Consider the following 24,056-nt stretch of genomic DNA (forward strand, 5'->3'; position numbering starts at 1 on the left):
TGATCGGGATCGGGGATGGTTGCGGTGATTGTTCGATAGGCTTTTACGGTGCCGATTTACGCCGCCTACGGGTCCAACATGGATCCCGAGCAGATGCTCAAGCGCTGTCCGCACTCCCCCGTATACGGAACCGGCTGGCTGGAAGGGTGGCGCCTCACCTTCGCCGGGGACGATATCGGCTGGGAGGGACCGCTCGCGACGGTGGTCGAAGAGCCGGGCTCACGCGTGTTCGTCGTCCTTTACGACGTGCCCAGCGAAGATGAGCTGAGCCTCGACCGCTGGGAAGGTTCGGACTTCGGCATTCACAAGAAGATCCGCCTGCGCGTCACTCCGAACCAGGGCACGGGCACCGACCCGGTACTGGCCTGGCTGTACGTGCTGGACGCCTACGAGGGTGGTCTGCCGTCGGCCCGCTACATCGGAGTCATCTCCGATGCCGCCGAAAAGGCCGGTGCGCCGAACGAATACGTGCACGCGCTACGCACCCGTAACTCCAAGAACGTCGGCCCGGGCACCTTCGGGCTCTGACCGCCCCGGCGTTCCGCTCTTCACACCGGGCCGTACCCCGCCGCGGGTACGGTCCGGCGTTTTCCCGGCCGTGATCAGCGCGGAAGATCCGGGCCGCGCATACGTTGGTTATCGACGAAACATCTCCCGTCGAGAGGATCGCGATGTCCAACCCGCCCCTGCCCGCCGCCGTCGCCGAATTCCTGGCTCAGCCGAACCCCGCCGTGATCGCCTCCAACAAGCCGGACGGCCAGCCGGTGTCGGTGGCCACCTGGTACCTGTACGAGGACGGCCGAATCCTGGTGAACCTGGCCGATTTCCGCAAGCGACTGGATTGGCTGCGCGAGGATCCGCGGGTCTCGCTGACCGTGCTCGGTTCCGGGAACTGGTACAGCCACGTGAGCGTGCAGGGCCGCATCGTGTCCCTCGAAGCCGATCCCGACTCCTCGGTCATCGACCGCATCTCCCAGCACTACATGGGCGCCCCGTACGCCGTCCGCGACCAGAAGCGCGTCAGCGCCTGGATCGAGATCGACCACTGGCACGGCTGGGGCGAATACGCGCCCAAGAAGTAGTCCAGGCCCCCCGCATACGAATCCGGCCGCACCCGTCAGGGTGCGGCCGGACTTTTCATCGCTTTCACGCCTCAGCGCGCGTTCAGCACCAGGTTGGTGAAGACCCGCACGCCGGCGGCCAGCGCCCGCTCGTCGATGTCGAAGGTGGGCTGGTGCAGGTCGAGCTGTTCGCCCTGTCCCGACCAGACGCCGAGCCGCGCCATCGCGCCGGGGACTTCCTCCAGGTACCAGGAGAAGTCCTCGCCGCCGCCGGACTGCTGGGTGTCGGCGAGCGCATCGGGCCCGAGGCCGCGAATGGCCTCCTCGAACATGCGCACGGCCAACTCGTCGTTGACGACCGGCGGCACGCCGCGCTTGTAGTTGAGCTGGTAGCGGACGCCGGTCGGGGCGAGCAGCCCCTCGACGATCTCGCGCACCATCGGCTCGAGCAGCGACCAGGTGGCGTGATCGCCGGTGCGGACGGTGCCGGTGAGCATGCCCGTCTGCGGAATCGCGTTGGGCGCCTTGCCCGCCGAGACCGCGCCCCACACCATGACGGTGCTGGTCCGCGGATCGATGCGGCGGGAGAGCAGCCCGGGCAGCCCGGTGATGACCGTGCCGATGGCGTAGACCAGGTCGCTGGTCAGATGCGGCCGCGAGGTGTGCCCGCCGGGCGAATCCAGGACCAGTTCCACGGTGTCGGCGGCCGAGGTGATGGCGCCCACGCGAATCCCCACGCGGCCCACCTCCAGGCGCGGGTCGCAGTGCACGGCGAACATGCGCGACACGTCTTCCATCGCGCCCGCGGCGACCATGTCGATGGCCCCGCCCGGCATGACCTCTTCGGCGTGCTGGAAGACCAGCCGCACGCCGACCGGCAGCTGATCGGCGATCTCGGCCAGCGCGAGCGCGGTGCCGAGCAGAATGGTGGTGTGCGCGTCGTGCCCGCAGGCGTGCGACACGCCGGGCACGGTGGAGGCGAACGGTAACCCGGTGTACTCCTGCAGCGGCAGCGCGTCCATGTCGGCACGCAGTCCGATGCGAGGTCCGTCCGGGCCGATATCACAGATCAGGCCGGTGCCGCTCGGTAGTTTGCGGGGCTCGAGCCCGGCTTTGACCAGCCAGGACTCGATGAATTCGGTGGTGCCGAACTCGGTGCGGGACAGCTCCGGGTTGGCGTGGATGTGACGGCGCCACGAAATCAGGTCCTCCATGTGCTCCTCGAGCCATGCCTCGACCATCTCGTGTCCCGTCGCCGGTTCCATTGCGACGCTCGCGGGGCTCTGCGTGGAAACGCAGGACGCCGCCATTGGTCCGGTACTTCGCGCCGCGGACCGGCCGGTTGTGCTCACCGAATGTCCTCCTGTCGCTGAAACTGCCGTTGGGTAACGCGTTCCGACAACCTGTCCCTATGAAATTGATCGCCTGCGATGGTTATCGCGGTGCGAGCCAAAGCCGTTGCCCCGTCCAGGACGGCGCGATCGGCGGAGGCGTTCACGGCCGCCGCCGCGAACGCGGGCTGGTGCGTCACCGCGCCCCCGGCATCGATGCCGATGACCGGGTGGATGCCCGCGATGACATTGGTGACATTGCCCATGTCCGTGCTGCCCAGTGGCCTCGCGGCCTCGAGTTCCGGTGCGATGGGCTCGCGTCCGAGACGGCGGATCTGCTCGCGATAGGCACACAGTAGTGCGCTGTCCGGAGTCAGCTCCGTATATGTCGGCGCGAGCTTCCGGATTTCGTGTGTACATCCGGTCGCCAGGGCACCTGCCTCGAAACACGCCGATGCGCGTTGCATCAGATCTTCGAGAGCCGCGGAGTCGACTGCCCGTAGGTAATACAGCAGTTCCGCGTGGCCGGGCACGATATTGGGGGCCACACCGCCCGACCCGACTATACCGTGGAGTTGCTGTCCGGGCAGTAGATGTTGCCGTAGCAAACCGAGAGCGACTTGCGCGACGGTAATGGCGTCGAGTGCGTTTCGCCCGTATTCCGGGGCGGCGGAAGCGTGCGATTCCCGACCGTGGAAAACAACGGACAAATCGGCGAGGGCGAGGGAGCGCGCGCCCACGATGTCCTCGGGACCGGGGTGCACCATCAGCGCCATGGCGAGATCGTCGAAAACGCCGCGGTCCAGCATGAGGACCTTGCCGCCACCAGATTCCTCGGCGGGCGTGCCCAGCACCTTCACGGTGATGCCGCAGGCGTCGGCCACGGCGGCCAGGCCCAGCGCGGCGCCGACGGCGGACGCGGCGATGATGTTGTGCCCGCAGGCGTGGCCTATTTCCGGTAGTGCGTCGTATTCGGCAAAAATACCGACCGTTAGGTCTCCGCTGCCGTATTCGGCGGTGAAAGCGGTGGGTAGATCGGCGACCCCGGAATTGATCTTGAAACCGAACTCGCGCAGGGGTTCGATCGTCTTTGCGACGCTGCGGAATTCCTCGAAGGCGAGTTCCGGCTCGCCGTGAATCGAATGCGAAAGTGCGATCAGCTGATCGCGATTCGCTTCGATCGCCTTGTCCGAGGCCGCGAGCAAGGCCGGATCGGGCGTCGTCGGGGCAGCACCCAGCGCCGACACGTTTGAATCGTGCCGACTGATCGGTTTCAAAGGCTCCGAATCATCGCCGCCGCGCGATGGAGGCATGGAACACAGTCTTGCACTCGCCGGGCAAGCGCGCGCACCCGGCGACGCGAAAACCCCCGGATGTTGCGGGGGAAGGGGATTCGGGGGTGCGTCCCCGAACCCCCACACGGGGAATCACCGCCCCGCCCCCGCCCCTTCCGGGGGCGCCGGGCCGCAGCCCAGGGGGTGGAATCGTCAGATGCTGAAAGCCAGGTTCTCCGGGGTGGTCTCCACCGCGAGGCCGGCCAGCGCGCGCTGATGCAGGGCGCGCTTGATCACGGGCAGGTTGGGCTTGCGATTGCCCTTCAGCTCGTCGGCGCGGGCCACGGCGGTGGCGAGCAACGACTCGGCATCCGTCTTGCCGTCCACGATGCCCGCGGCGATGGCGTCATCGGCGGCGTAGCGGCGACCGGTCGTCATGGCCTCCACCGCAACCTGATTGGTGAGGCGCTCGGTGACCAGAGCGTTCATGGCGACGGTGAACGGCATGCCCAGGTGCACCTCGGGCAGGCACCAGAAACCGCGGTCCGCGCGCATGATGCGGAAATCGCAGGAGGTGGCCAGCATGGCGCCGGCGCCGAAGGCGTGCCCGTTGACGGCCGCGATCGTCGGCATCTGGAAGCCCAGCAGGCGGGTGTAGAGAGAGTGGACGCGGTCCAGGTACCAGCAGTTCTTGTCGAAATTGCCGAACAGCCATTCGGTGTCCAGGCCATTGGAGAAGAACTTGCCGTTGGCGGTCACGACCAGCGCGGCCGGGCCCTCGGACGCCTCGACCTCGTCGAGCAGCGCGTGCACCGACTCGATCCAGTCCGGATGGAATCGGTTGTCGCTGTCGATGTCCTGGCCCTCGGTTCCGAGGTACAGCACGAACACGTCCCCATCACGCTTCAAGTACGGCATGGGGGAAGCGTAGCGGGGGCCGGTCGCGCTACCTACCGACGGGTAGCTCTTGCGTAGCGGTGGCGCGGGCCCAGCGAAAAAAGGGCGAAACCGGCAGGTCGGCGGCGTGCCCGAGCACGCTAGATCGCCTGCGACTAGGGTGGCGGACATGCTAGCCGAACAGGCCGCCGCGCAGGCGATCGCCGAACGTACGGGAGTGCAGAAACACCGGGTCGCGGTGATCCTCGGATCCGGCTGGCAGGAAGCCGCCGCTCAGATCGGGGAACCCGACCATACGATTCCCATGGCCGAAGTGCCGGGATTCGGGTCGCCCACCGCCCAGGGGCATCAGGGCACGATCGTTTCCGTCCACGTGGACGAGTCGCCGGTGCTGCTGCTCATGGGGCGCCAGCACCTCTACGAAGGGCACGAGCCGGCGCAGGTCGTGCACAACGTCCGCACCGCCGTGGCCGCGGGCGCGGACACCGTTCTGCTCACCAATGCGGCGGGCGGGATTCGCGAGGGGCTGCGGGTCGGCGAGGCGGTACTGATCAGCGACCATCTCAATCTGACCGGGCGCACGCCGCTGACCGGCGCGAACTTCGTCGATCTGGTCGATGCCTGGGATCCCGAATTGCGGGCGCTGGCAAAGGAAATCGACCCCACCCTCACCGAGGGCGTGTACGCGGGGCTCACCGGCCCGCAGTACGAGACCCCGGCCGAAATCCGCATGCTCCGGACGATGGGCGCCGATCTGGTGGGTATGTCCACCGTGTTGGAGGCCATCGCCTGCCGGGCCGCGGGCGCCCGCGTGCTCGGCATCTCGCTGGTCACCAACCTCGCCGCCGGCATGACCGGCGCGCACCTGTCCCACGCGGAGGTGCTCGCCGAAGGTCACGCCGCCGCAACCCGATTGGGCAAACTCCTGCGCGGCGTGCTGGAACGACTCTAGGAGACGCGCATGCTGCGCTTCGGCACCGCCGGACTGCGCGGTCCGCTGCAAGACGGACCGGACGGAATGAACGTCGAGACGGTGTCGCGCGCGAGCGCGGGCATCGCCGCCTGGTTGCGGGACCGCTGCCTGGGCGGCGGGCTGGTGATCGTCGGCTACGACGCCCGCCACGGCTCCGTCGAATTCGCCGTGGCGACAGCGGAGGTCTTCGCCGCGGCGGGCTTCTCCGTACTGCCCCTCCCCCGCCCCCTCCCCACCCCGGTGGTGGCCTACGCGGTCCGCGCGCTGGGCGCGGTCGCGGGCGTACAGATCACCGCCTCGCACAACCCGGCCACCGACAACGGCTACAAGCTCTACCTCGACGGCGGCTCCCAGCTGGTCCCGCCCGCCGACGCCGAGATCGAACGCCACATCGACGCCGTGCACGGCCGCATCCCCCGCAGCGATCCCACGCCGGGCGCCCCGAAACCGAGCCTGCTCGACCTCCCGGACGAGACCTCGGCCGAGGCGATGGGTGAGGAGATCGTCCGCCGCTACCTGGCGCGGGTCGCGGTGCTGCCCGAGACTATCGGCGGCGAGGCGAACCGGGAGCCGGGCGAAGAACTCGGCGGGCCGTTGGGCCGGATTCCCGCGGAGCGCGGCGATATTCGGATCGCGTTGACGGCCATGCACGGTGTGGGCGGCGAACTCGCGACCGCGGCGCTGCGGAAGGCCGGGTTCTCCGACATCGTCGTGGTGACCGAGCAATTCGCGCCGGATCCGGATTTTCCGACGGTGGCGTTCCCGAATCCGGAGGAGCCGGGGGCGTCGGATCTCTTGCTGGAGTTGGCGGAACGGCTCGACGCCGATATCGCCATCGCGCTGGATCCGGACGCCGACCGGTGCGCGGTGGGGGTGCCCGGGCCGGACGGATGGCGAATGCTGCGCGGGGACGAAACCGGGGTGCTGCTCGGGGATTTCGTATTGCGCACGGCCACACCGGATTCACTCGTCGCCACCACGATCGTGTCGTCGCGGCTGCTGAGCAAGCTGGCTCCGGCGCGCGGGGCGCGGTACGCGGAGACGTTGACGGGGTTCAAGTGGCTGGCGCGGGCGGGCGAGGGGCTCGTGTACGCGTACGAGGAGGCGATCGGGCACTGCGTGGATCCGTCGGCGGTGCGGGACAAGGACGGGATCTCGGCGGCGGTGCTGGCGGCGGACCTGGTCGCGCAGTTGAAGGCGGCCGGGCGGACCGTGGACGACGTGCTCGATGCGTACGCGGTCGAGTTCGGGGTGCACGCCGGGGATCAGGTGTCGTTGCGCCTGGCCGATGCCGAGGAGGCCGCGGCGGTGGTCGCGCGGTTGCGGGAGACGCCGCCCACCGAGATCGCGGGAGAGGCCGTCACGCTCACGGATCTGGCGGCGGTGCGCGGGCCCATGCGGACCGATGCGCTGATCTTCGAAGGCGAATCGCTGCGGGTGGTGGTGCGGCCCTCGGGGACCGAACCGAAGCTCAAGTGCTACCTGGAGGTGTTCGAGCCGGTGATCTCGGATGCGGCAATCGCGCCCGCGAAGGCCGCTGCCGCACTTAGGCTTTCCTATATCCGGGAGTTCTGCGAAAAGCTGTGAGGTGGCCCGTGAGCGATCAGACCTGTACGCACTGCGGAAGCTCGGATCTGGAAACGGGATTTCTCGACGACTCCGGTGACTCCTCGGCCGGGTACACCAGGTGGATTCCGGGACCGCTCGAAGTCGGCGTGTTCGGCGGCGCCAAGCGCATGGGCAAACCGCGCTTCCAGGTGCATGCCTTCCGCTGCAAATCCTGCACCCACCTGGAACTGTTCGCGCCGCAGGCCTGGCGGCCGCGCCGGTAACCCGCTCAGCGCGGCCCGAATTGGCGGTCGCCCGCGTCGCCGAGCCCGGGCACGATGTAGGCGTCCGAGTTCAGCCCGCGGTCGATCGACGCGGTGAAGAACCGGTTGGCGAGCCCGGACTTCTCCAGTGCCGCAATGCCGTCCGGGGCGGCCACCACGCTCAGCACCGTGATGTCCCGCGCGCGCCGGGTGGCCAGCAATTCGAGGGTGTAGACCATGGACCCGCCGGTGGCCAGCATCGGATCGAGCACGAACACGGGCGTGTGCGACAGATCCTCGGGCAGCGATTCCATGTAGGGCGTCGGCTGATGCGTCTTCTCGTCGCGCGCCACCCCCACGAACCCGATCCGGGCGTCCGGAATCAGATTCTCGGCGGTCTCCACCATCCCCAGCCCCGCGCGCAGCACCGGCACCAGCAGCGGCGGCGCGGCCAGCCGGATGCCCTCGGCCGCCGCGACCGGCGTGGCGATCGGGAAGGTGGCGATCGGCGCGTCCCGCATGGCCTCGTACACCAGCATCCCGGTCAGCTCCCGCAGCGCCGCCCGGAATGTCGGATTCGGGGTGCGCTCATCCCGCATGGTGGTCAGCAAAGCGGCAGCGAGCGGATGGTCCACGACGTGAGTGCGCATAAGAAAACGATAGGTCAGAGAACCGGACCAAGATCCCCACCGGTCAGATTTCCCGGAATCGGTGGAACCGCTCCCCCGCCCCGCGCGTCCAACCCCACACAGGACCCGACCACCCAGCGACCGGCCACCACGGGGGCACCCATGCACCGAATCACGCTCGACCCCAACGCCATTGCCGCCTACGCCGCCACCGCCCACACCATGGCCGCCACCCTCGCCGCGACCGCCGCCCGCACCGCGGCCGCCGACCCCCTCCTACTCACCCCCGCCTTCGGCCTCATCGGCGCCGACTTCCGCACCGCCTTCACCGCGGCCCTGACCACCCACACCACCACCCTCACCGACCTAGCCGCCGTCCTGACCAGCCTCGGACTGGCCACCACCGGCGGCGCCACGGCCTGCACCACCATCGACGACACCTACGCCGCCGCCCTGCGAATCAGCACCGCCGAGGCCACATCCAACCCGGAGCAGAGCGCATGACCACCCGAAAAACCGCCGCGAAATCGGGAAACCCGGCTGTCAGCAGTTCAGCTCGCATCAGCCGGGCAGGTGACGCCCACGCGTCGCGCGGGCGCAGCGGCAGCACGGCGTCACGCAACGCCGCCCCTGCCCTGTCCGGCTGTCGTCACGCGAACAACCGCCGGCTCGCCACCCTCCGGACGGGGGTCGACGCATGAGCGGGTTATTGGATGTGGGGGCGCTGGCGCGGCCGATCGAGGCGCTGGGGGCGAGTTTCGGGGCCGGTGGGGCATCCGGATCGGCGGCGCTGCTGCGGGAAGGCTCGGCGACGATCGACGAGGTGCACGCGGCGGGGCGCGGCGGGATCAACGGGTTGTACGCGGGGTGGCAGAGCCGGGGCGGGGATGCCGCGATGGACAAGGCGCTGCGGGTGCAGACGAGCGCGGTCACCTTGTCCGACCGGGGGACGGCCATGGCGGCCGGGGTGGAGCGGGTCGAGGCGGCCATCGCGCAAGGGCGGAAGGAGCTGGAGAAGATCCTGCGGTCGTTCCTCGACTCGGTGGAGCTGCTCGGGGCGACGGCGGTTTCGCCGGCGGGGATCACGGCGATCGTCGGTTCGGCCGTCGACCATCTCGGGCGAGCGGTGCGGGTGGTCGAGCGGGTGCGGGGTGAATTGGCGGGTGAGACGGCGGCGATGCGCGAGTTGATCACGCCGATTCCGGCGCCCGCACCGGCGGGGATTCCGGTGGCGGAGGCGGGCGGCGCGGTGATGCCCGCCTCGGTGACCACGGCGGCGAACAGTGATGTGGCGCAATCCGGTTCGACGGTGTTGTCGAGCGGCGGGAAGGTGGTGGAATCCGGGGCATCGATGGTGAGTGGGCTGATGACCACGCCTGCCTCGTCGACCGGTGCGCGCGGGCGGGACGGCCAGTCCGCCGGCCGGGGCGGAACGGCGGGAGCGGAGCCACGGACGAGCCCGGCGGGAACCGGGGTGCAGGTGACGCTTCCGGATGGCAGTACCGTGGTAGCGCCCAACCAGCAGGCCGCGGACGCGGTGCGGAATGCGCTGAGTGCGGTGGGGACGCCGTACGTGTGGGGCGGCACGACGCCCGGTGCGGGGCTGGATTGCAGCGGGTTGACGCAGTGGGCTTACGGCGAGGCCGGGGTGCGATTGCCGCGGTTGGCGCAGGAACAGGGCGACGGGCATCTGCGCGTGGGTCCAGGGGACTTGATGCCCGGGGATCTGGCGGTGTGGGACGGGCACGTGGCAATGGTGATCGGGAACGGGCAATTGGTCGAAGCAGGTGATCCGGTGCAGGTCGGCGCGATCAGGACGGAGAACAGCGGTATGCGATTCCTCGGGTTCTACAGGCCGACCGCATGAGTGGGCCGGATGCTGTTCCGAAGGTGACGGTGGCCGCGAGCGCTAATCGCGCCGGGACCGTCACGGTGCACGCGACCGATCAGGGCATGCCGGTGGAGATCCGGTTCGAGCGCGGCGAATACCGCTACGGCGCACAGGCTCTCGCCGACGAGGTGCTGCGGCTGACCCGGCGGTCGGCGATCGTGGCGAAGTCGCGGCGGCGCGAGATCCTGGCCGAGGCGGGCATGCCGGACGAAGCGCTCGACCGGCTCGGGCTGCCCACCCGCCGGGCCGCGGCCGACGAACTCGATCGCCTCGACGATCAGGACACCGGCCCCACCAGCTGGACGCGCAACGCATGAGCGGGGAGATGGACGCCCTGGTGAACGGGGCCGCGAACCAGCTGGAAGCCCTGGAATCCACGCTGGCGGGGCTGCGGAATCTCCGTGCCCGCTACACCTCGGAAGACGGTTCCTGCACCGCCGAGGTGGATGGGGAAGGCGCGCTGACCGGCTTGTGGCTGGCCGAATCGGTGACTTCCCGGCCGCCCGCGGAGGTTGCCCAGTTGATGCTGTGGACCGCCCAGCAGGCCGCCGCCGCGGCCACCGCCGAACGCGCCAAGATCCTTGCCGAACTGAACAAGTCGTTCCCGGCCGGAAATGTGAGGGGCGGCCCGGATAGTGCCTGAGGCGGGCACTAGATAGGCTTCCGGTCATGGCTTCTGGAGACATCGTCCCGATCGCGCTCGGCCTGACCAAAGGCGATCTCGTCACCCTGTGGGCACCGCGCTGGCGAGACGGTGACGATGAGTGGCAGGCATTCCTCGGTCACGAGGAAGACCTGTACGGTTTCGAGTCCGTCGCGGAGCTGGCCGCGTTCATTCGCACCAACTCCGACAACGATCTCGTGGACCATCCGGCCTGGAAGATCATCGCTGGTCTGTCCGCCGCCGAACTGGAGCCCGAGGAGCAGTTCGTCTTCGATCTGGTCGGCGTGCCCGAGCTGGCCGCCGAGGACCCGGACCCCGAGGTGGTGTCCGAGCTCGAGGAGACCCTCGATATCGTCCGCAATCTCGGTGACGTGTGCGAGCTCGACACCGTCATCAAGTTCTTCGGCTCGCACCCGGTGCTGGGCGCGCTGCCCGCGGGCGTGAGCGCCTTCGCCGGCCAGGAGGGCGAGGAACTCTGGAACCAGATCGGCGCGGCCATCGCCAAGGACTGGGACGCGGTGCTGGACGCCGTCGACTCGGTGGTCTCGCTCCCGGAGGTGGACGCCGACGCGGTCGCCGTCGCGGAGGCGGAACTGCTTGCGGCGGAAGAGAATGTCGTGGATGCCGAGGACGCGGCGGACAGCGACGAGGAGTCCGAGTTCGAGCCCGTCGATCTCGATGAGGACGACGAGGACGAGGACGACGAGGACCTGTCGTTCTGGCACGAGATCGGCATCGACCCGGTCAAGATCGTGACCTCGGACGGCACCTTCTTCACCCTGCGCTGCTACGTCGACGACGAGCCCATCTTCCTGGGCACCGACGGCAAGATCACCGTCTTCGGTTCCGAGCGCGCCCTGGCCCGCTACCTGGCCGACGACCACGAGCACGACCTCGCCCGGGTGAGCACCTACGGCGACGTCCAGACCGCCGCCGTCGACGGCTCCCTCGAAGTCGAGGTCGACGACGAGAACGTCTACGTCCTCCCCGGCCTGGCCGACGATCTGGCCGAAGGCCCCCAGGCGGTCGACACCGACCAGCTCGACCTCGCCGTCGAATTGTTCACCGACGCCGCCGATTACGCCGACGACGACACCGTCGAAGCCGCCCTGGCCGTCTCCACCCCGCTCGGCTGGTACGTCTCCTACCTGCTCAACCCGGACCCCACCCGGATGGCCCCGAACCCGCCGTTCCAGGCCGAGGCCGAGGCGTGGAAGGTGCTCCAGGAAGCCTTCGAAACCCGGCTCAACAAGGCGTGATCCCCGCGCCGTGGCCGTAATCCGTTGCGGCCACGGCGAATACCTTCGGGCACGCGCGTCTAGCGACTGCTCCCCTGCGACGACATGGTCGATGAATCCACCGAGCCGAGATTCACCAGGAGCGCATCCAGAATCGGGACGATCACTCGCTGCGGATGCCAGCCGACATCGCCGGGCAGCGTCAGGGTCACCGATTTCGTCGAGGAGCCCTGGGTAGCGCTGATCGTGTGAGCACCGTTGGCCTGAGGCTGCCAGAAATGGACCACCACCGAACTGGTGGACGTGACGGCCGGGGCTACCCGATCCAAAACCACCACGCCGTCGATCGTGAGGGTCACCGGGTCCTTCCGGTCGAAGCCGAACGTCTCGACGGTGATGCGGCAGCTTTCCCCGACCTCGCAGTTCTGCGGGACGTCGTGGCCGACCGTCACCGAGATCGCCTCGACCCGAGCTGACGCGGGACCGGCCAGTAGCGCCGGCGCGGTGAGGGCAGCGAGCAGGGCGGCGGCCAAGCCGCCGATCAGTCGTTTCGTCATGCGGTGCGGTCATCCTTCCGGCGGCCCACTTGGCCGCCGGTTCGAATGTTATTGAAACACCATTATTTCACTAGCGGTATTTCCTTGGGCTGCACCACATCCGGCGACTGTGGAACGCTCAACCGAGCAGTACCGCGTACCCCGGCTTGATCACCTCGTCGATGATGCGCAGCCGGTCCGGGAAGGGGATGAAGGCGGACTTCATGGCATTGATGGTGAAGCGCTCGAGGTCGCTCCAGCCGTAGCCGAAAGTCTGTGAGAGCTTGAGCATTTCCTGGCTCATGGAGGTGTCGCTCATCAGCCGGTTGTCGGTGTTGACGGTGACGCGGAAGCGGAGCCGGGCAAGCAGGTCGAAGGGGTGCTTGTCGAGCGAGGGCACGGCGCCGGTCTGAACGTTGGAGCTGGGACACAGTTCGAGCGGAATTCGCATGTCCCGCACGTAGTTCGCGACCAGGCCGAGCTTCGGTCCGTCGGCGGAGTCGGTGATGTCGTCGGTGATGCGCACGCCGTGGCCGAGCCGGTCGCAGCCGCAGAAGGCCAGGGCCTCGTGGATGGAGGGCAGGCCGAAGGCCTCGCCGGCGTGAATGGTGAAGTGGGCGTGGTTGGCCCGCATGTAGTCGAACGCGTCGAGGTGGCGGGAGGGCGGGTAGCCCGCTTCCGCGCCGGCGATATCGAACCCGCCGACGCCGCGATCGCGCCAGCGCACGGTGAGTTCGGCGATCTCCCGCGAGCGTGCGGCATGGCGCATGGCGGTGAGCAGGCAGGTGACGCGAATGGGTGTGCCCGCGGCGGCGGCCAGGGCTTCGCCTTCGCGGAATCCGGCGATGGTGTGCTCGACCACCTCGTCGAGGGTGAGCCCGTTCTCCAGGTGCTGTTCGGGCGCGAACCGCACCTCGGCGTACACCACCCCGTCGGCGGCCAGGTCCTCGGCGCATTCGCGCGCCACCCGCCGCAGCCCTTCGGGGGTCTGCATGACGGCCACGGTGTGGGCGAAGGTCTCCAGGTACCGCTCGAGCGATCCGCTGTCGGCGGCGTCCCGGAACCAGTTGCCCAGGGTTTCGGCATCGCCTGCCGGTAACTGGTCGTACCCGCAGTCGCGGGCCAGTTCCAGTACCGTGGCGGGTCGCAGGCCGCCGTCCAGGTGGTCGTGCAGGACCGCCTTGGGCGCCTGGCGGATCGAAGCGAGGGTCAGCGGCGTCGGTCCAGTCATGTAGAAACGGTAGCCGCATTCTCGTTCTGCGGCATGACAGTTCGCCTGTGTCCACTCGCACGTTGGCGTGTCGTTGCCCACGCGTTGCTGGGATCAACGCGATCGTCACCTGCTAGCCGCAGGCCACACCGTTCCCGTCGGGGTCCAGATAGGCCGTGTAGCCGGGTTGACCGGCGTACAGCGGGGCCTTGCCCTTCGAGCGCACCTCGGCGCAGCTGGAGTAGTACGGATACGGCTGGGCCTTGGAAGTTTGGGGCGGGTTGATATCGATGCGCGGTTCGGCGGCGGCCTGGGTCATGGTCAGCGGCAGCGCGATGCCCAGCGCCAGCGCGCCCAGGCCCGCCGCGACCGTCCCGCGTAATCGGCGTTCGTTTCTGCGATTCACCTTCTCCAGGCTAACCGCGCCCGAGAAGTGAGATCCCGGCCGAAAGCACGCCGGGATGACGAGCGGGCAGCCGCCGAGGCCAGTCAGTCGCCGATGCGGTCGAGGATCACCTGTCCGGCCGCCACCTGGCCGAGCTCGCCGACGGCGTACGCGCCGTCCAGGGCAGCCAGCGCCGCGGGGAACGCCTCGGGCGTGTCGGTGTGCAGCGTCAGCAGCGGCTGCCCCGCCGCCACCGGATCGCCCGGCTTGAAATGCATTTCGATACCGGCCCCGAACTGCACCGGATCCCCCTGCCGCGCCCGCCCGGCCCCGAGCCGCCAGGCCGCCAGCCCGACGCCCATGGCATCGAGCCGGGTCAGCACCCCGGTGGCGGGCGCGCGCACGATCTCGGTGTGCGCGGCCTGCGGCAGCGGCGCGTCCGGATCGCCGCCCTGCGCCGCGATCATGGCCCGCCACTGGTCCATGGCCCGCCCGTCGGCCAGCGCGTCCGCGGGATCGATGCCGTCGATTCCGGCCTGCGCCAGCATTTCCCGGGCCAGCGCCAGGGTGAGGTCGACCACGTCGGCGGGCCCGCCGCCCGCCAGCACATCGAGGGATTCGGCGACTTCCAGGGAGTTTCCGGCGGTGCAGCCCAGCGGCGTGTCCATGGCCGTGAGCAGGGCCACGGTCTTCACCCCGGCGTCGAGCCCGAGTTCGACCATGGCGGTGGCCAATTCGCGCGCCTGGTCCAGCCGTTTCATGAAGGCCCCGGACCCGACCTTGACGTCGAGCACCAGCGCCCCGGTCCCCTCGGCGATCTTCTTGCTCATGATGGAGCTGGCGATCAGGGGGATGGATTCCACCGTCCCGGTCACGTCACGCAGCGCGTAGAGCCGTTTGTCGGCGGGCGCCAGGTCGGCCCCGGCCGCGCACACCACGGCCCCGATCCCCGGATCCGCCAGGATCTCCCGCATGCGCGCGGCCGAAAGGTCGGCCTGCCAGCCCGGAATCGCCTCCAGTTTGTCGAGAGTGCCGCCGGTGTGCCCCAATCCGCGCCCGGACAGCTGCGGCACCGCGGCCCCGCAGGCGGCGACCAGCGGGGCCAGCGGCAGCGTGATCTTGTCGCCGACCCCGCCGGTGGAGTGTTTGTCCACGGTCGGGCGGGGCAGGTCGGTGAAGTCCATCCGGCTGCCGGATTCGATCATGGCGGCGGTCCAGCGCGCGGTCTCCCGGCGCGTCATCCCGCGCAGCAATATCGCCATGGCCAGCGCCGACATCTGTTCGTCGGCTACCTCACCGCGCGTGAACGCGTCCACCACCCAATCGATTTGCGCGTCGCTCAGCTCGCCGCCGTCGCGCTTGGCCCGGATCACGTCCACCGCAGAGTGCACACTCACCCCTCCACCCTGGCACGCCGCGCGCTCCCCCGTCATGCGCGGCGCGGCGGAAAGGACTACAGCTGCCCGGCTTCCAGGTCCTCGGGCCCGAAGTAGTCGGGCAGCAGCATCTTCAGCGGGGTCGGCCCGCTGCGATGGTCGACGAGCAGGTCGGGTCCGCCGTGCTCGAGCAGGATCTGCCGGCACCGTCCGCAGGGCATGAGAATTTCGCCGCGCGAGTCGCACACCGAAACGGCGATCAAGCGCCCCGCTCCGGCGGAAATCAAGTTACCGACCAGTACACATTCGGCGCAGAGGCCCAGTCCGTATGAGATATTTTCCACATTGCAGCCGCTCACAACGGCGCCGGAGGAAGTGAGAGCGGCCGCCCCGACGGGGAATCGGGAGTACGGTGCATACGCTTTCGACATTACTTGTAAAGCGTTGTCGCGCAAGGTGTTCCAGTCAATTTCGGACATATCAGACCATCCTCCCGAGGACGCGGGGCAACCCTTGCGCATACCTTCGCACACTGTGTGAAAAATCAGGAAAGGCAAACCTAAGTCGGTCAATTTTCGGCCAACGAGCGGCACGCCGAATTAGTTCCCCCTACACGCGGGGATTAGAGTCCTCCTCAGATCGGTTCAGGTACCCGAATGCGGGCCTGCAGCACTGCCACTGGATTTTCGATTCCACGTGTGAGCAGGTGTTATCGACAGTCCAACGGCTCCGCGGCCGGATCTGACCGGGTCCATCAACGACGTTGGAGGCACCGCACTCTATGACCACGCTAGAAGCTCCGGCCAAGCCGAAGCGCAGCCTTTACCGTGGCGACCCCGGCATGTGGTCGTGGGCGCTGCACCGCATCACGGGCGTGACGATCTTCTTCTTCCTGTTCGTCCACGTACTGGATACCGCGTTGGTGCGAGTCAGCCCGGACACCTACGACCGCGCGATCGAGACCTACAAGAACCCGCTGGTCGCCCTGATGGAGATGGGTCTCGTCGTCTGCGTGCTGTTCCACGCGTTCAACGGCATTCGCGTCATCCTCGTCGACTTCTGGTCGCAGGGCCCGCGTTTCCAGCGTCAGATGCTGTGGGTCGTGCTGACCCTCTGGATCCTGATCGCGGGCGCCGGCATCGGCCGCCAGCTCTTCTACCTGCTGACGGAGCACTGACATGACCGCACCTGTTCTCGGTAAGTCCTACGACCGCCCGGCCAGCCTCGACGCCCCCCGCGCGCCCCGCCGCGCGAGCGGCAGCAACTTCGAGAAGTACGCGTGGCTGTTCATGCGCGCCTCCGGCCTGCTGCTGGTGTTCCTGGTCATCGGCCACATGTTCATCATGCTGATGATCGACGGCGGCGTGCAGCGCCTGAACTTCGCCTTCGTGGCGGGTCGCTGGGCCTCCCCGTTCTGGCAGATCTGGGATCTGAGCATGCTGTGGCTCGCCCAGCTGCACGGCGGCAACGGCCTGCGCACGGTCATCGACGACTACGCCCGCAAGGACTCCACCCGGTTCTGGCTGAAGACCCTGCTGGTCGTCTCCATGATCCTGGTCGTGGTCACCGGCACGTACGTCATCTTCACCTTCGATCCCAACATCAGCAGTTAGGAACAGGCCACCTCGCATGAGTGAATCCCGACCGATTCAGGAGCACCGCTACGACGTCGTCATCGTCGGTGCCGGTGGCGCTGGAATGCGTGCGGCGATCGAGGCCGGTCCTCGGGTGCGCACCGCCGTCCTGACCAAGCTCTACCCCACCCGTTCTCACACCGGTGCGGCGCAGGGCGGCATGTGCGCCGCGCTCGCGAACGTCGAAGAGGACAACTGGGAGTGGCACACCTTCGACACCGTCAAGGGTGGCGACTACCTGGTGGACCAGGACGCCGCGGAGATCATGGCCAAGGAGGCCATCGATGCCGTGCTCGATCTGGAGAAGATGGGCCTGCCGTTCAACCGCACGCCCGAAGGCAAGATCGACCAGCGGCGCTTCGGCGGCCACACCCGTGACCACGGCAAGGCGCCCGTGCGGCGCGCGTGCTACGCGGCCGACCGCACCGGCCACATGATCCTGCAGACGCTGTACCAGAACTGCGTCAAGCACGACGTGGAGTTCTTCAACGAGTTCTACGTGCTCGACCTGATCCTCACCGAGGGCTCCAACGGCCCGATCGCGACCGGTGTGGTGGCCTACGAGCTGGCGACCGGCGAGCTGCACGTCTTCCACGCGAAGTCGATCGTGTTCGCCACCGGCGGCTCGGGCCGCATGTACAAGACCACCTCCAATGCCCACACCCTCACCGGTGACGGCATGGCGATCGTGTTCCGCAAGGGCCTGCCCCTGGAGGACATGGAGTTCCACCAATTCCATCCGACAGGTCTGGCGGGCCTGGGCATCCTCATCTCCGAGGCGGTCCGCGGCGAGGGCGGCATTCTGCGCAATGCCTCCGGCGAGCGCTTCATGGAGCGCTACGCGCCGACCATCAAGGACCTGGCGCCGCGTGACATCGTCGCGCGCTCCATGGTGCTCGAGGTGCGCGAGGGCCGTGGCGCGGGTCCGAACAAGGACTACGTGCTCATCGACGTGACCCACCTCGGCGAGGATGTCCTGGAGGAGAAGCTCCCGGACATCACCGAGTTCTCCCGCACCTACCTGGGCGTGGACCCGGTCAAGGAGCCGGTGCCGGTCATGCCGACCTGTCACTACGTGATGGGTGGCATCCCGACCCGCATCCGCGGCGAGGTGCTGCGCAACAACACCGATATCGTCCCGGGCCTGTACGCCGCCGGTGAGTGCGCCTGTGTCTCCGTGCACGGCGCCAACCGTCTCGGCACCAACTCGCTGCTCGACATCAACGTGTTCGGCCGTCGCGCCGGCATCGCGGCCGCCGAGTACGCGCAGCGCGCCGAGTTCGTCGACATGCCGGAGAACCCGGCGCAGATGGTGCAGGACTGGCTGGCCGGTCTGCTCTCGGATCACGGCAACGAGCGCGTCGCCGACATCCGCACCGATCTGCAGAACTCCATGGACGACAAGGCCGGTGTGTACCGCACCGAGGAGTCGCTGAAGTCCATGCTCGAGGAGATCCAGGTGCTCAAGGAGCGCTACTCGCGGATCACCGTGCAGGACAAGGGCCGTCGCTACAACAGCGACCTGCTGGAGGCCGTCGAGCTCGGCTTCCTGCTGGAGCTGGCCGAGGTGACGGTGGCGGGCGCGGTGAACCGCAAGGAATCGCGCGGCGGCCACGCCCGCGAGGACTACCCGGATCGCGACGACGTCAACTTCATGCGCCACACCATGGCGTACAAGACGAGCCCGGAGCTCATCTCCGAAATCCGTCTCGACTACAAGCCGGTCGTGCAGACCCGTTACGAGCCGATGGAGCGTAAGTACTGATGACTGCCACACTCGACCAGGCGGCTCCGCAGAAGCCGGCTCCGGTGCCGGACGGCTCGACCATGATCACGGTCAAGGTCGCCCGCTTCAACCCGGACGACGACAAGGGCGCGCACTGGGACGAATTCAAGGTGCCGGTGCTGCCCACCGACCGGTTCCTGAACGTGCTGATCTACATCAAGTCCTACCTGGACGGCACGCTCACCTTCCGCCGCTCCTGCGCCCACGGCGTCTGCGGCTCGGATGCCATGCGCATCAACGGCGTCAACCGTCTGGCCTGCAAGATCCTCATGAAGGACATGCTGCCCAAGAACGGCAAGGACATCACCATCACCGTCGAACCGATCCGCGGCCTGCCGCAGGAGAAGGACCTCGTGGTGAACATGGAGCCGTTCTTCGACGCGTTCAAGGCGGTCAAGCCGTACCTCATCACCACCGGCAACGAGCCCACCTACGAGCGCATCCAGTCCCAGCACGACCGCGCCCGTTTCGATGACACCACCAAGTGCATCCTGTGCGCCTGCTGCACCACCTCCTGCCCCGTGTACTGGAGCGACGGCAGCTACTTCGGCCCGGCCGCGATCGTGAACGCGCACCGCTTCATCTTCGACAGCCGTGACGAGGGCGCCCGCGAGCGCCTGGACATCCTGAACGACGTCGAAGGCGTGTGGCGCTGCCGCACCACCTTCAACTGCACCGACGCGTGCCCCCGCGGCATCGAGGTCACCAAGGCGATCCAGGAAGTCAAGCGCGCCCTGCTCTTCGCGCGCTAGCCAACTCTCGGGACTCTCAGGGGCGCAGGCCCCTGAAACCCCTGGGTCGGCGGGCAGATTCGCCCGGACAACCGAAATACGCTGACCGCCCGCAGCTTCGGCTGCGGGCGGTCTTTCGTATGCCGGGCGCCTTTCGCGTGTCGGGCACACTGAATACAGAGATCGAGAACGAGGGGGAGTCGATGGTCGCCCAGGGTCGGCGAACGAAAGCTGGTTCATGGCTGCGTATCACGGTGGCCGGGGTGCTGCTGGCCGCCGCCGGATGCGAAAGCACCGATGGTAAGAGCGATTCGGGAATGAATCTGTATTACGAGCAGGAAGTGCATTGGGGGTCCTGTGCCGGATTCTCCGGTGAGAAGGAGCTTTCCGCGGCGGGGATGCAGTGCGCGAAGGTCACCGTACCGGTGGACTACGAGAAGCCCGGGGGCGCTACGGCGCAGATCGCCGTCTCGAAATTGCCCGCGAGTGGGGCGAAAGTCGGTTCGCTGCTGACCAATCCGGGTGGGCCGGGCGGGCTCGGGCTGGCGTCGATTCCGGTGTTGCTGTCGAAAACGGCGGTGGCGCAACGCTTCGACCTGATCGGGGTGGATGTGCGCGGGCTCGGGTCTTCCACACCGAAGGTGGTGTGCCATACGCCGGAGGAGACCGCGGCCGAGCGGGTGGATCTGGATATCGACTACTCCCCCGCCGGGATCGCGCAGACCGAGCGCGAGAACCAGGACCTGGTGAACCGGTGCGTGGAGCGGACCGGGCTGGATTTCCTCGCACATGTCGGAACCGCCGACGTGGCAAGGGATTTCGATGTCATCCGGGCGGCGCTCGGTGACGAGAAGCTGAATTTCTACGGCGGGTCCTACGGGACGCGGCTCGGCTCCACCATCGCCGAGCTGTTTCCGGCGCGAGTGCGGGCCATGGTGCTCGACGGCGGAGTGGACCCCAATGACTACATGGTCGATCCCGTGACCTATCTGGCGGGCTTCCAGCACGCGTTCGAGGCGTACGCGGCGGACTGCGCGAAGACCGCCGACTGCCCGGTCGGCACGGACCCCGCGCGGGCTACCGAAAGGTTCCGTGCGCTGGTGAATCCGCTGATAGAACACTCGGTTCCGGCCGGCGGCGAGCGCACCCTGGGCTATGCGGACGCGGTGATCGGCGCGAAGGGCGCGCTGTTCAGTTCCCAGAGCTGGCCGGCGCTCACCAAGGGATTGACCGAACTGAGCCGAGGCCGCGGCGACCTTCTGATCCGGCTGTCCGACGTGTTCTTCGATGGCGGGGCCGTCGAATTGGACCTGAACCAGGCGGTGCTGTGCCGCGAGGACAAACGGATCACCGATCGCGCGGCCGCCGCCGACCTCGACCACCGGATCCGCGCCGCCGCACCGATATTCGACGACGGACATGCGCCGGGCGATCAGGCTCCGCTGGACGTCTGCGGACTGTGGCCGCTGCCGGTGACCGGGCAGCCGCACGTCCCCGATGTCACTGGCCTGCCGAAGGTCGTGGTGGTCGGCGTGACCGGCGATCCGGCGACGCCGTACGCGGGCGGGGTGAAGCTGGCGCAAGCGCTCGGAGCGTCCATGGTGACCTACCAGGGCGTGCAGCACGGGATCTACGGTCAAGGTGTGGCGTGCGTCGACGATCCGGTGACACGCTATCTGGTGGATCTCACGCCGCCGCCCGCCGATCTACACTGCCCCGCACAGCAGTAGCGGATCCGCTCCCGCCCCGTCCTCCGGTTCCGGGCACCATGGACCGGACCAGGATTCGAGGGGGAGCCGATGATCGAAGAGCACGATGGGGCCGGACGACCCGGCCGGTCGCGTGCGACAGCCGCGAAACCGTGTGCGTTGGGGACGAGATGGCTGCGGCTGTGCCTGACGGCGCTCCTGTTCTCGGCCGGATGCGGAATCGTGGGCGGCGCTTCGGATTCGGGGTTGGAGCGGTTCTACAGCCAGCACGTCGAGTGGGGGTCGTGCGACGGGTTCGCGGGCGCGCAGGGGTTGGCGCAGTGGCGGATCACCTGTGCGCGGATCACCGTGCCGCTGGATTACGACGATCCCGGGGGCGCTACAGCGCAGATCGCGGTGTCGCGGGCGCCGGCCTGGGGGCAGCGCATCGGTTCGCTGCTGACCAATCCGGGCGGGCCGGGAGGGGCGGGGCTGACCCGGCCGCTGCTGCTCGCGCCGACCGCCCTGGCGGAACAATTCGATCTGATCGGCATCGATGTGCGCGGGGTGGGCGCGTCGACGCCGAAGGTCATGTGCCGCACCGCCGAGGAATTCGCGGCCGAGCGCAATGACGCCGACCTCGACTACTCCCCCGCCGGTATCGCCGCCACGGAGCAGCGGCGCAAGGACTTCGTCGCGAAGTGCGTGGAGCGCACCGGAACCGAAGTGCTGTCCCATATCGGCACGATCGAGACGGCGCGGGACATGGATGTCATTCGCGCCGCGCTCGGCGACAAGAAGCTGACCTATCTCGGTTCCTCGTACGGCACCCGCATCGGTTCCACCATTGCCGAACTCTTCCCGGATCGCGTGCGCGCCATGGTGCTCGACGGCGGCATCGACGCGACGGCCGACATCGACGACGCGGAACGCCGCCCCGCGGCCATGCAGCGCGCGTTCGACGCCTACGCCGCCTGGTGCGTGAAATCCCCGGACTGCCCGCTCGGGTCCGATCCCGCCCGCACCACGGAAACCTTTCGAGCCCTAGTGAATCCGCTGCGCGAGCATCCGGCCGCCGGCGTGGGCCGCACCCTCGGCTACCGCGATGCCGTGGATGCGGTGAAAGTGCTTCTCTACAGCCCGGTTTCGTGGCAGACCATCAACGCGGGACTGCGCGAGCTCGCAACGGGCCGCGGCGACACCCTGTTGTACTGGGCCGATTTCGCCGCCACCGGCACCGCCGACCGCGATATGCAGAAGGTGGTGCTGTGCCGCGAAGAGCACACGCCCACCGACCGCGCCGGGGCCGTCGAGCGCGATCGCAAGACCCGCGCCGCCGCCCCCGCCTTCGACGACGGCCGCGCCACCGGCGAGGTGCCCTTGGACGCCTGCGCTTTCTGGCCGCTCCCCGCAGACCGCCTCCCGCACACCCCGGAGATCTCCGGCCTGCCCAAGACGGTCGTGATCGCCGCGACCGGAGATCCGGTGGCCCCGTACAACGGTGGCATCGCCCTGTCCGAGCAGCTCGGCGCGGCGCTCATCACCTACGAGGATTACCGGCACGGCGTCGTCGGCGTCGGCTCCACCTGCATCGACGAGACCGTCACCCACTACCTGACCGTCCTCACCCCGCCCCCGGCCGACCTGCGCTGCCCCGCCGCCTGACGGGGTTCGACGACATCGCCCGTCGCGGCGTCAGGACGAGGAATCCCGATGCGGGGCAAGCGATTCCCACGACCAGGTGAGGGTTCCGGCGGCAAGGTCGGCGACCACGCCGTCCACCCAGCGCAGTTCGGCTTCGGCGATGGCGCGCAGGTATTCGTCCTCGAGTACGACGACCCGCGGGAGATTCATCTGCGCGGCCTGAGCGGCGTCGGCGTCCATCTCATCCAGTTGGGCGCGTAGGGATTTCGCGCGGCGTTCGAGTTCGATGCGGGCTCCGCCGGGGCCGAGGAGCATGACGAAGGACAGGGCGGCGGGGAACTCCGGGAATTCGTTGCGGGGCTTGGCGATCATGTCGGCCAGCCAGGTGCCGCAGGCGGCGCGGCCGGCGTCGGTGATCTCGTAGACGGTGCGTTCCGGGTACTGCTGGTCGCGGCCGGTTTCACGGACGGCGACCAGGCCGGCGTCCTGCAAGCGGGCGATGGTCTTGTACAGCTGGGCGCGCTGGCCGACGTTCACGACCTTGTCCTTGCCCCATTCCTTGATGCGCCGCTGGATGGCATAGGGGTGCATGGGCTCGAGGTGCAGGATGCCGAGCACCGCCATGGCGAGCGGTGAGCTCTTGATCTGCGTCTTGGCCTGCGCCGATGCCGTCATACCCCCATCCTACTAGGTTGCGGACAACTAGATTCCCATAAACTAGTTGCTTCGAAACTAGTTCATATGCCACTATTGATGAGCAGGCGAACTCGACCACACCGCATCCGAAAGGACCGAGGCCATGAGCACCACCACCCCCGTCAAGATCCACACCGATCACGAGACCACCAAGCACCTGGGCGACTGGACCGCCGCCGACCGCTTCGACGTGAAGGCCCGCTACGGCTCGGCCGTCATCGACCTCCGCTCGCCGCGCATCGCCGGCGAGGACGAGATCGTCATCCACGCGGACCTCGACCACGCCATGGTCAAGCTGCTGGTTCCCGACGACGCCGTCATCGACCAGTCCGAGCTGGAGTGGACCGGGCGCGGCCGGGTCAAGGACTTCGCCCGGCCGAAGGCTGCCGCGGGCCGCGTCATCCGGCTCACCGGCACCGCCAAGACCAGCGAGTTCCGGGTGCATCGCGCCGGAATCGCCGTACTGTCCGCGCTTTTCAGCCGCGAGTTCTTCGAGGACGCCAAGCGCGCCCGCAAGGAAGGCCGCACCCCGACGCTGGTCGACCCGGCCAACGCCCCGCGCTGATCCCGGCGGCGGAACGGATTCGGCTGCAACCGATTC

At 68.3% G+C, this 24,056-nt stretch carries 27 protein-coding genes; 17 read left to right on the plus strand and 10 right to left on the minus strand.

From position 1 onward, the window contains the following. The first annotated feature begins 48 nt into the window (after nt 1–48). Together LTV02_RS25945 and LTV02_RS25950 are read left to right on the plus strand one after the other, a co-directional pair. Nucleotides 49–528, plus strand: a complete 480-nt coding sequence (locus tag LTV02_RS25945) for a gamma-glutamylcyclotransferase (protein WP_067720621.1) — start codon at nt 49–51, stop codon at nt 526–528. A gap of 143 nt (nt 529–671) precedes the next feature. Further along, nucleotides 672–1,082: a PPOX class F420-dependent oxidoreductase gene (locus tag LTV02_RS25950; protein WP_233034461.1), complete on the plus strand. Its 411-nt coding sequence runs from the start codon at nt 672–674 to the stop codon at nt 1,080–1,082. A gap of 71 nt (nt 1,083–1,153) precedes the next feature. Here LTV02_RS25950 and LTV02_RS25955 read toward each other — a convergent pair whose 3' ends face one another. The 3 genes from LTV02_RS25955 to LTV02_RS25965 form a co-directional block, all read right to left on the minus strand. Further along, nucleotides 1,154–2,302 carry a M20 family metallopeptidase gene (locus LTV02_RS25955; RefSeq protein ID WP_067720653.1) on the minus strand — a complete coding sequence of 383 codons (1,149 nt, stop codon included), beginning with the start codon at nt 2,300–2,302 and terminating at the stop codon, nt 1,154–1,156. A gap of 107 nt (nt 2,303–2,409) precedes the next feature. After that, complete coding sequence (locus LTV02_RS25960) at nt 2,410–3,597, minus strand: M20 family metallopeptidase (protein ID WP_233041711.1); 1,188 nt, start codon at nt 3,595–3,597, stop codon at nt 2,410–2,412. Between the two features lie 282 nt (nt 3,598–3,879). Beyond that, on the minus strand, nt 3,880–4,584 hold the full coding sequence (locus LTV02_RS25965; RefSeq protein WP_233034462.1) for an enoyl-CoA hydratase-related protein: 705 nt from the start codon (nt 4,582–4,584) through the stop codon (nt 3,880–3,882). Between the two features lie 148 nt (nt 4,585–4,732). Here LTV02_RS25965 and LTV02_RS25970 point away from each other — a divergent pair, with 148 nt between their 5' ends. The 3 genes from LTV02_RS25970 to LTV02_RS25980 are packed head-to-tail and all read left to right on the plus strand — an operon-like array spanning nt 4,733 to nt 7,368. Continuing rightward, the gene (locus tag LTV02_RS25970) at nt 4,733–5,515 is read left to right on the plus strand and encodes a purine-nucleoside phosphorylase (protein WP_233034463.1); all 783 of its coding nucleotides are present in this window, start codon (nt 4,733–4,735) and stop codon (nt 5,513–5,515) included. A 9-nt stretch (nt 5,516–5,524) separates the two neighbouring features. Then, entirely contained in the window at nt 5,525–7,123 is a 1,599-nt protein-coding gene (locus tag LTV02_RS25975; RefSeq protein WP_233034464.1) for a phospho-sugar mutase, read from the plus strand. Between the two features lie 8 nt (nt 7,124–7,131). Continuing rightward, nucleotides 7,132–7,368, plus strand: a complete 237-nt coding sequence (locus LTV02_RS25980; protein ID WP_067720626.1) for a hypothetical protein — start codon at nt 7,132–7,134, stop codon at nt 7,366–7,368. A gap of 5 nt (nt 7,369–7,373) precedes the next feature. On the opposite strand, the gene upp is transcribed toward LTV02_RS25980, so the two are convergent. Further along, complete coding sequence (gene upp, locus LTV02_RS25985; protein ID WP_067720627.1) at nt 7,374–7,997, minus strand: uracil phosphoribosyltransferase; 624 nt, start codon at nt 7,995–7,997, stop codon at nt 7,374–7,376. A gap of 141 nt (nt 7,998–8,138) precedes the next feature. Between upp and LTV02_RS25990 the strand changes: the two genes are divergently transcribed. The 5 genes from LTV02_RS25990 (at nt 8,139) to LTV02_RS26010 (ending at nt 11,790) form a co-directional block, all read left to right on the plus strand. Then, nucleotides 8,139–8,480 (plus strand): type VII secretion target, encoded by a 342-nt coding sequence (locus LTV02_RS25990; protein WP_233034465.1) that lies wholly within the window; start codon nt 8,139–8,141, stop codon nt 8,478–8,480. 193 nt (nt 8,481–8,673) lie between these two features. Further along, nucleotides 8,674–9,843: a C40 family peptidase gene (locus LTV02_RS25995; RefSeq protein ID WP_233034466.1), complete on the plus strand. Its 1,170-nt coding sequence runs from the start codon at nt 8,674–8,676 to the stop codon at nt 9,841–9,843. Continuing rightward, on the plus strand, nt 9,840–10,184 hold the full coding sequence (locus tag LTV02_RS26000) for a hypothetical protein (protein ID WP_233034468.1): 345 nt from the start codon (nt 9,840–9,842) through the stop codon (nt 10,182–10,184). Before LTV02_RS25995 ends, LTV02_RS26000 begins: the two co-directional genes overlap by 4 nt. Further along, complete coding sequence (locus LTV02_RS26005) at nt 10,181–10,510, plus strand: YbaB/EbfC family DNA-binding protein (protein WP_233034470.1); 330 nt, start codon at nt 10,181–10,183, stop codon at nt 10,508–10,510. Before LTV02_RS26000 ends, LTV02_RS26005 begins: the two co-directional genes overlap by 4 nt. A gap of 26 nt (nt 10,511–10,536) precedes the next feature. Beyond that, nucleotides 10,537–11,790, plus strand: a complete 1,254-nt coding sequence (locus LTV02_RS26010; RefSeq protein ID WP_233034472.1) for a primosomal protein — start codon at nt 10,537–10,539, stop codon at nt 11,788–11,790. Between the two features lie 59 nt (nt 11,791–11,849). On the opposite strand, the gene LTV02_RS26015 is transcribed toward LTV02_RS26010, so the two are convergent. From LTV02_RS26015 to LTV02_RS26035, 5 genes are all read right to left on the minus strand, one after another. Continuing rightward, entirely contained in the window at nt 11,850–12,326 is a 477-nt protein-coding gene (locus LTV02_RS26015) for a hypothetical protein (RefSeq protein ID WP_233034473.1), read from the minus strand. A gap of 118 nt (nt 12,327–12,444) precedes the next feature. Next, on the minus strand, nt 12,445–13,536 hold the full coding sequence (locus LTV02_RS26020; protein ID WP_233034474.1) for an adenosine deaminase: 1,092 nt from the start codon (nt 13,534–13,536) through the stop codon (nt 12,445–12,447). 112 nt (nt 13,537–13,648) lie between these two features. Further along, nucleotides 13,649–13,921, minus strand: a complete 273-nt coding sequence (locus LTV02_RS39515) for an excalibur calcium-binding domain-containing protein (protein ID WP_332909533.1) — start codon at nt 13,919–13,921, stop codon at nt 13,649–13,651. Nucleotides 13,922–14,004: 83 nt separating this feature from the next. Beyond that, nucleotides 14,005–15,333: a thymidine phosphorylase gene (locus LTV02_RS26030; protein WP_408639261.1), complete on the minus strand. Its 1,329-nt coding sequence runs from the start codon at nt 15,331–15,333 to the stop codon at nt 14,005–14,007. A 20-nt stretch (nt 15,334–15,353) separates the two neighbouring features. Further along, nucleotides 15,354–15,755 (minus strand): cytidine deaminase, encoded by a 402-nt coding sequence (locus tag LTV02_RS26035; protein WP_233034475.1) that lies wholly within the window; start codon nt 15,753–15,755, stop codon nt 15,354–15,356. Between the two features lie 302 nt (nt 15,756–16,057). On the opposite strand from LTV02_RS26035, the gene sdhC reads away from it, so the two are divergent. The 6 genes from sdhC to LTV02_RS26065 all read left to right on the plus strand — a co-directional run bounded on the left by sdhC (nt 16,058) and on the right by LTV02_RS26065 (nt 22,780). Then, complete coding sequence (gene sdhC, locus LTV02_RS26040; RefSeq protein WP_084535632.1) at nt 16,058–16,453, plus strand: succinate dehydrogenase, cytochrome b556 subunit; 396 nt, start codon at nt 16,058–16,060, stop codon at nt 16,451–16,453. Between the two features lies 1 nt (nt 16,454). Then, a complete protein-coding gene (locus LTV02_RS26045; protein ID WP_067720639.1) occupies nt 16,455–16,889 on the plus strand; it encodes a succinate dehydrogenase hydrophobic membrane anchor subunit in 435 nt (144 codons plus the stop codon). A 34-nt stretch (nt 16,890–16,923) separates the two neighbouring features. Then, complete coding sequence (sdhA, locus tag LTV02_RS26050; protein WP_067720655.1) at nt 16,924–18,675, plus strand: succinate dehydrogenase flavoprotein subunit; 1,752 nt, start codon at nt 16,924–16,926, stop codon at nt 18,673–18,675. Then, entirely contained in the window at nt 18,675–19,448 is a 774-nt protein-coding gene (locus LTV02_RS26055; protein ID WP_233034476.1) for a succinate dehydrogenase iron-sulfur subunit, read from the plus strand. Before sdhA ends, LTV02_RS26055 begins: the two co-directional genes overlap by 1 nt. 182 nt (nt 19,449–19,630) lie before the next feature. Further along, nucleotides 19,631–21,157, plus strand: a complete 1,527-nt coding sequence (locus tag LTV02_RS26060) for an alpha/beta hydrolase (protein WP_233034477.1) — start codon at nt 19,631–19,633, stop codon at nt 21,155–21,157. A gap of 69 nt (nt 21,158–21,226) precedes the next feature. Next, nucleotides 21,227–22,780 (plus strand): alpha/beta hydrolase, encoded by a 1,554-nt coding sequence (locus LTV02_RS26065; protein ID WP_233034478.1) that lies wholly within the window; start codon nt 21,227–21,229, stop codon nt 22,778–22,780. Between the two features lie 30 nt (nt 22,781–22,810). Here LTV02_RS26065 and LTV02_RS26070 read toward each other — a convergent pair whose 3' ends face one another. Continuing rightward, nucleotides 22,811–23,434 carry a PadR family transcriptional regulator gene (locus LTV02_RS26070; RefSeq protein WP_233034479.1) on the minus strand — a complete coding sequence of 208 codons (624 nt, stop codon included), beginning with the start codon at nt 23,432–23,434 and terminating at the stop codon, nt 22,811–22,813. A gap of 124 nt (nt 23,435–23,558) precedes the next feature. Here LTV02_RS26070 and LTV02_RS26075 point away from each other — a divergent pair, with 124 nt between their 5' ends. Then, entirely contained in the window at nt 23,559–24,020 is a 462-nt protein-coding gene (locus tag LTV02_RS26075) for a hypothetical protein (RefSeq protein ID WP_233034480.1), read from the plus strand. Nucleotides 24,021–24,056: the final 36 nt, after the last annotated feature.

Origin of the sequence: Nocardia yamanashiensis, from assembly GCF_021183565.1 — a bacterium.
Lineage (GTDB): Bacteria > Actinomycetota > Actinomycetes > Mycobacteriales > Mycobacteriaceae > Nocardia > Nocardia yamanashiensis.

Bases quoted from the DNA above. Each gene is read 5' to 3' on its own strand.
- LTV02_RS26000 (WP_233034468.1), top strand. From the start codon at position 9,840: ATGAGTGGGCCGGATGCTGTTCCGAAGGTGACGGTGGCCGCGAGCGCT.
- LTV02_RS26035 (WP_233034475.1), bottom strand. From the start codon at position 15,755: ATGTCCGAAATTGACTGGAACACCTTGCGCGACAACGCTTTACAAGTA.
- LTV02_RS25995 (WP_233034466.1), top strand. From the start codon at position 8,674: ATGAGCGGGTTATTGGATGTGGGGGCGCTGGCGCGGCCGATCGAGGCG.
- LTV02_RS26005 (WP_233034470.1), top strand. From the start codon at position 10,181: ATGAGCGGGGAGATGGACGCCCTGGTGAACGGGGCCGCGAACCAGCTG.
- LTV02_RS25950 (WP_233034461.1), top strand. From the start codon at position 672: ATGTCCAACCCGCCCCTGCCCGCCGCCGTCGCCGAATTCCTGGCTCAG.
- LTV02_RS26075 (WP_233034480.1), top strand. From the start codon at position 23,559: ATGAGCACCACCACCCCCGTCAAGATCCACACCGATCACGAGACCACC.
- LTV02_RS26020 (WP_233034474.1), bottom strand. From the start codon at position 13,536: ATGACTGGACCGACGCCGCTGACCCTCGCTTCGATCCGCCAGGCGCCC.
- LTV02_RS25955 (WP_067720653.1), bottom strand. From the start codon at position 2,302: ATGGTCGAGGCATGGCTCGAGGAGCACATGGAGGACCTGATTTCGTGG.
- LTV02_RS25975 (WP_233034464.1), top strand. From the start codon at position 5,525: ATGCTGCGCTTCGGCACCGCCGGACTGCGCGGTCCGCTGCAAGACGGA.
- LTV02_RS25990 (WP_233034465.1), top strand. From the start codon at position 8,139: ATGCACCGAATCACGCTCGACCCCAACGCCATTGCCGCCTACGCCGCC.
- LTV02_RS26030 (WP_408639261.1), bottom strand. From the start codon at position 15,333: ATGACGGGGGAGCGCGCGGCGTGCCAGGGTGGAGGGGTGAGTGTGCAC.
- LTV02_RS26065 (WP_233034478.1), top strand. From the start codon at position 21,227: ATGATCGAAGAGCACGATGGGGCCGGACGACCCGGCCGGTCGCGTGCG.
- LTV02_RS26015 (WP_233034473.1), bottom strand. From the start codon at position 12,326: ATGACGAAACGACTGATCGGCGGCTTGGCCGCCGCCCTGCTCGCTGCC.
- LTV02_RS26055 (WP_233034476.1), top strand. From the start codon at position 18,675: ATGACTGCCACACTCGACCAGGCGGCTCCGCAGAAGCCGGCTCCGGTG.
- sdhC (WP_084535632.1), top strand. From the start codon at position 16,058: ATGACCACGCTAGAAGCTCCGGCCAAGCCGAAGCGCAGCCTTTACCGT.
- LTV02_RS25965 (WP_233034462.1), bottom strand. From the start codon at position 4,584: ATGCCGTACTTGAAGCGTGATGGGGACGTGTTCGTGCTGTACCTCGGA.
- LTV02_RS26045 (WP_067720639.1), top strand. From the start codon at position 16,455: ATGACCGCACCTGTTCTCGGTAAGTCCTACGACCGCCCGGCCAGCCTC.
- LTV02_RS26010 (WP_233034472.1), top strand. From the start codon at position 10,537: ATGGCTTCTGGAGACATCGTCCCGATCGCGCTCGGCCTGACCAAAGGC.
- LTV02_RS25970 (WP_233034463.1), top strand. From the start codon at position 4,733: ATGCTAGCCGAACAGGCCGCCGCGCAGGCGATCGCCGAACGTACGGGA.
- LTV02_RS26060 (WP_233034477.1), top strand. From the start codon at position 19,631: ATGGTCGCCCAGGGTCGGCGAACGAAAGCTGGTTCATGGCTGCGTATC.
- LTV02_RS26070 (WP_233034479.1), bottom strand. From the start codon at position 23,434: ATGACGGCATCGGCGCAGGCCAAGACGCAGATCAAGAGCTCACCGCTC.
- upp (WP_067720627.1), bottom strand. From the start codon at position 7,997: ATGCGCACTCACGTCGTGGACCATCCGCTCGCTGCCGCTTTGCTGACC.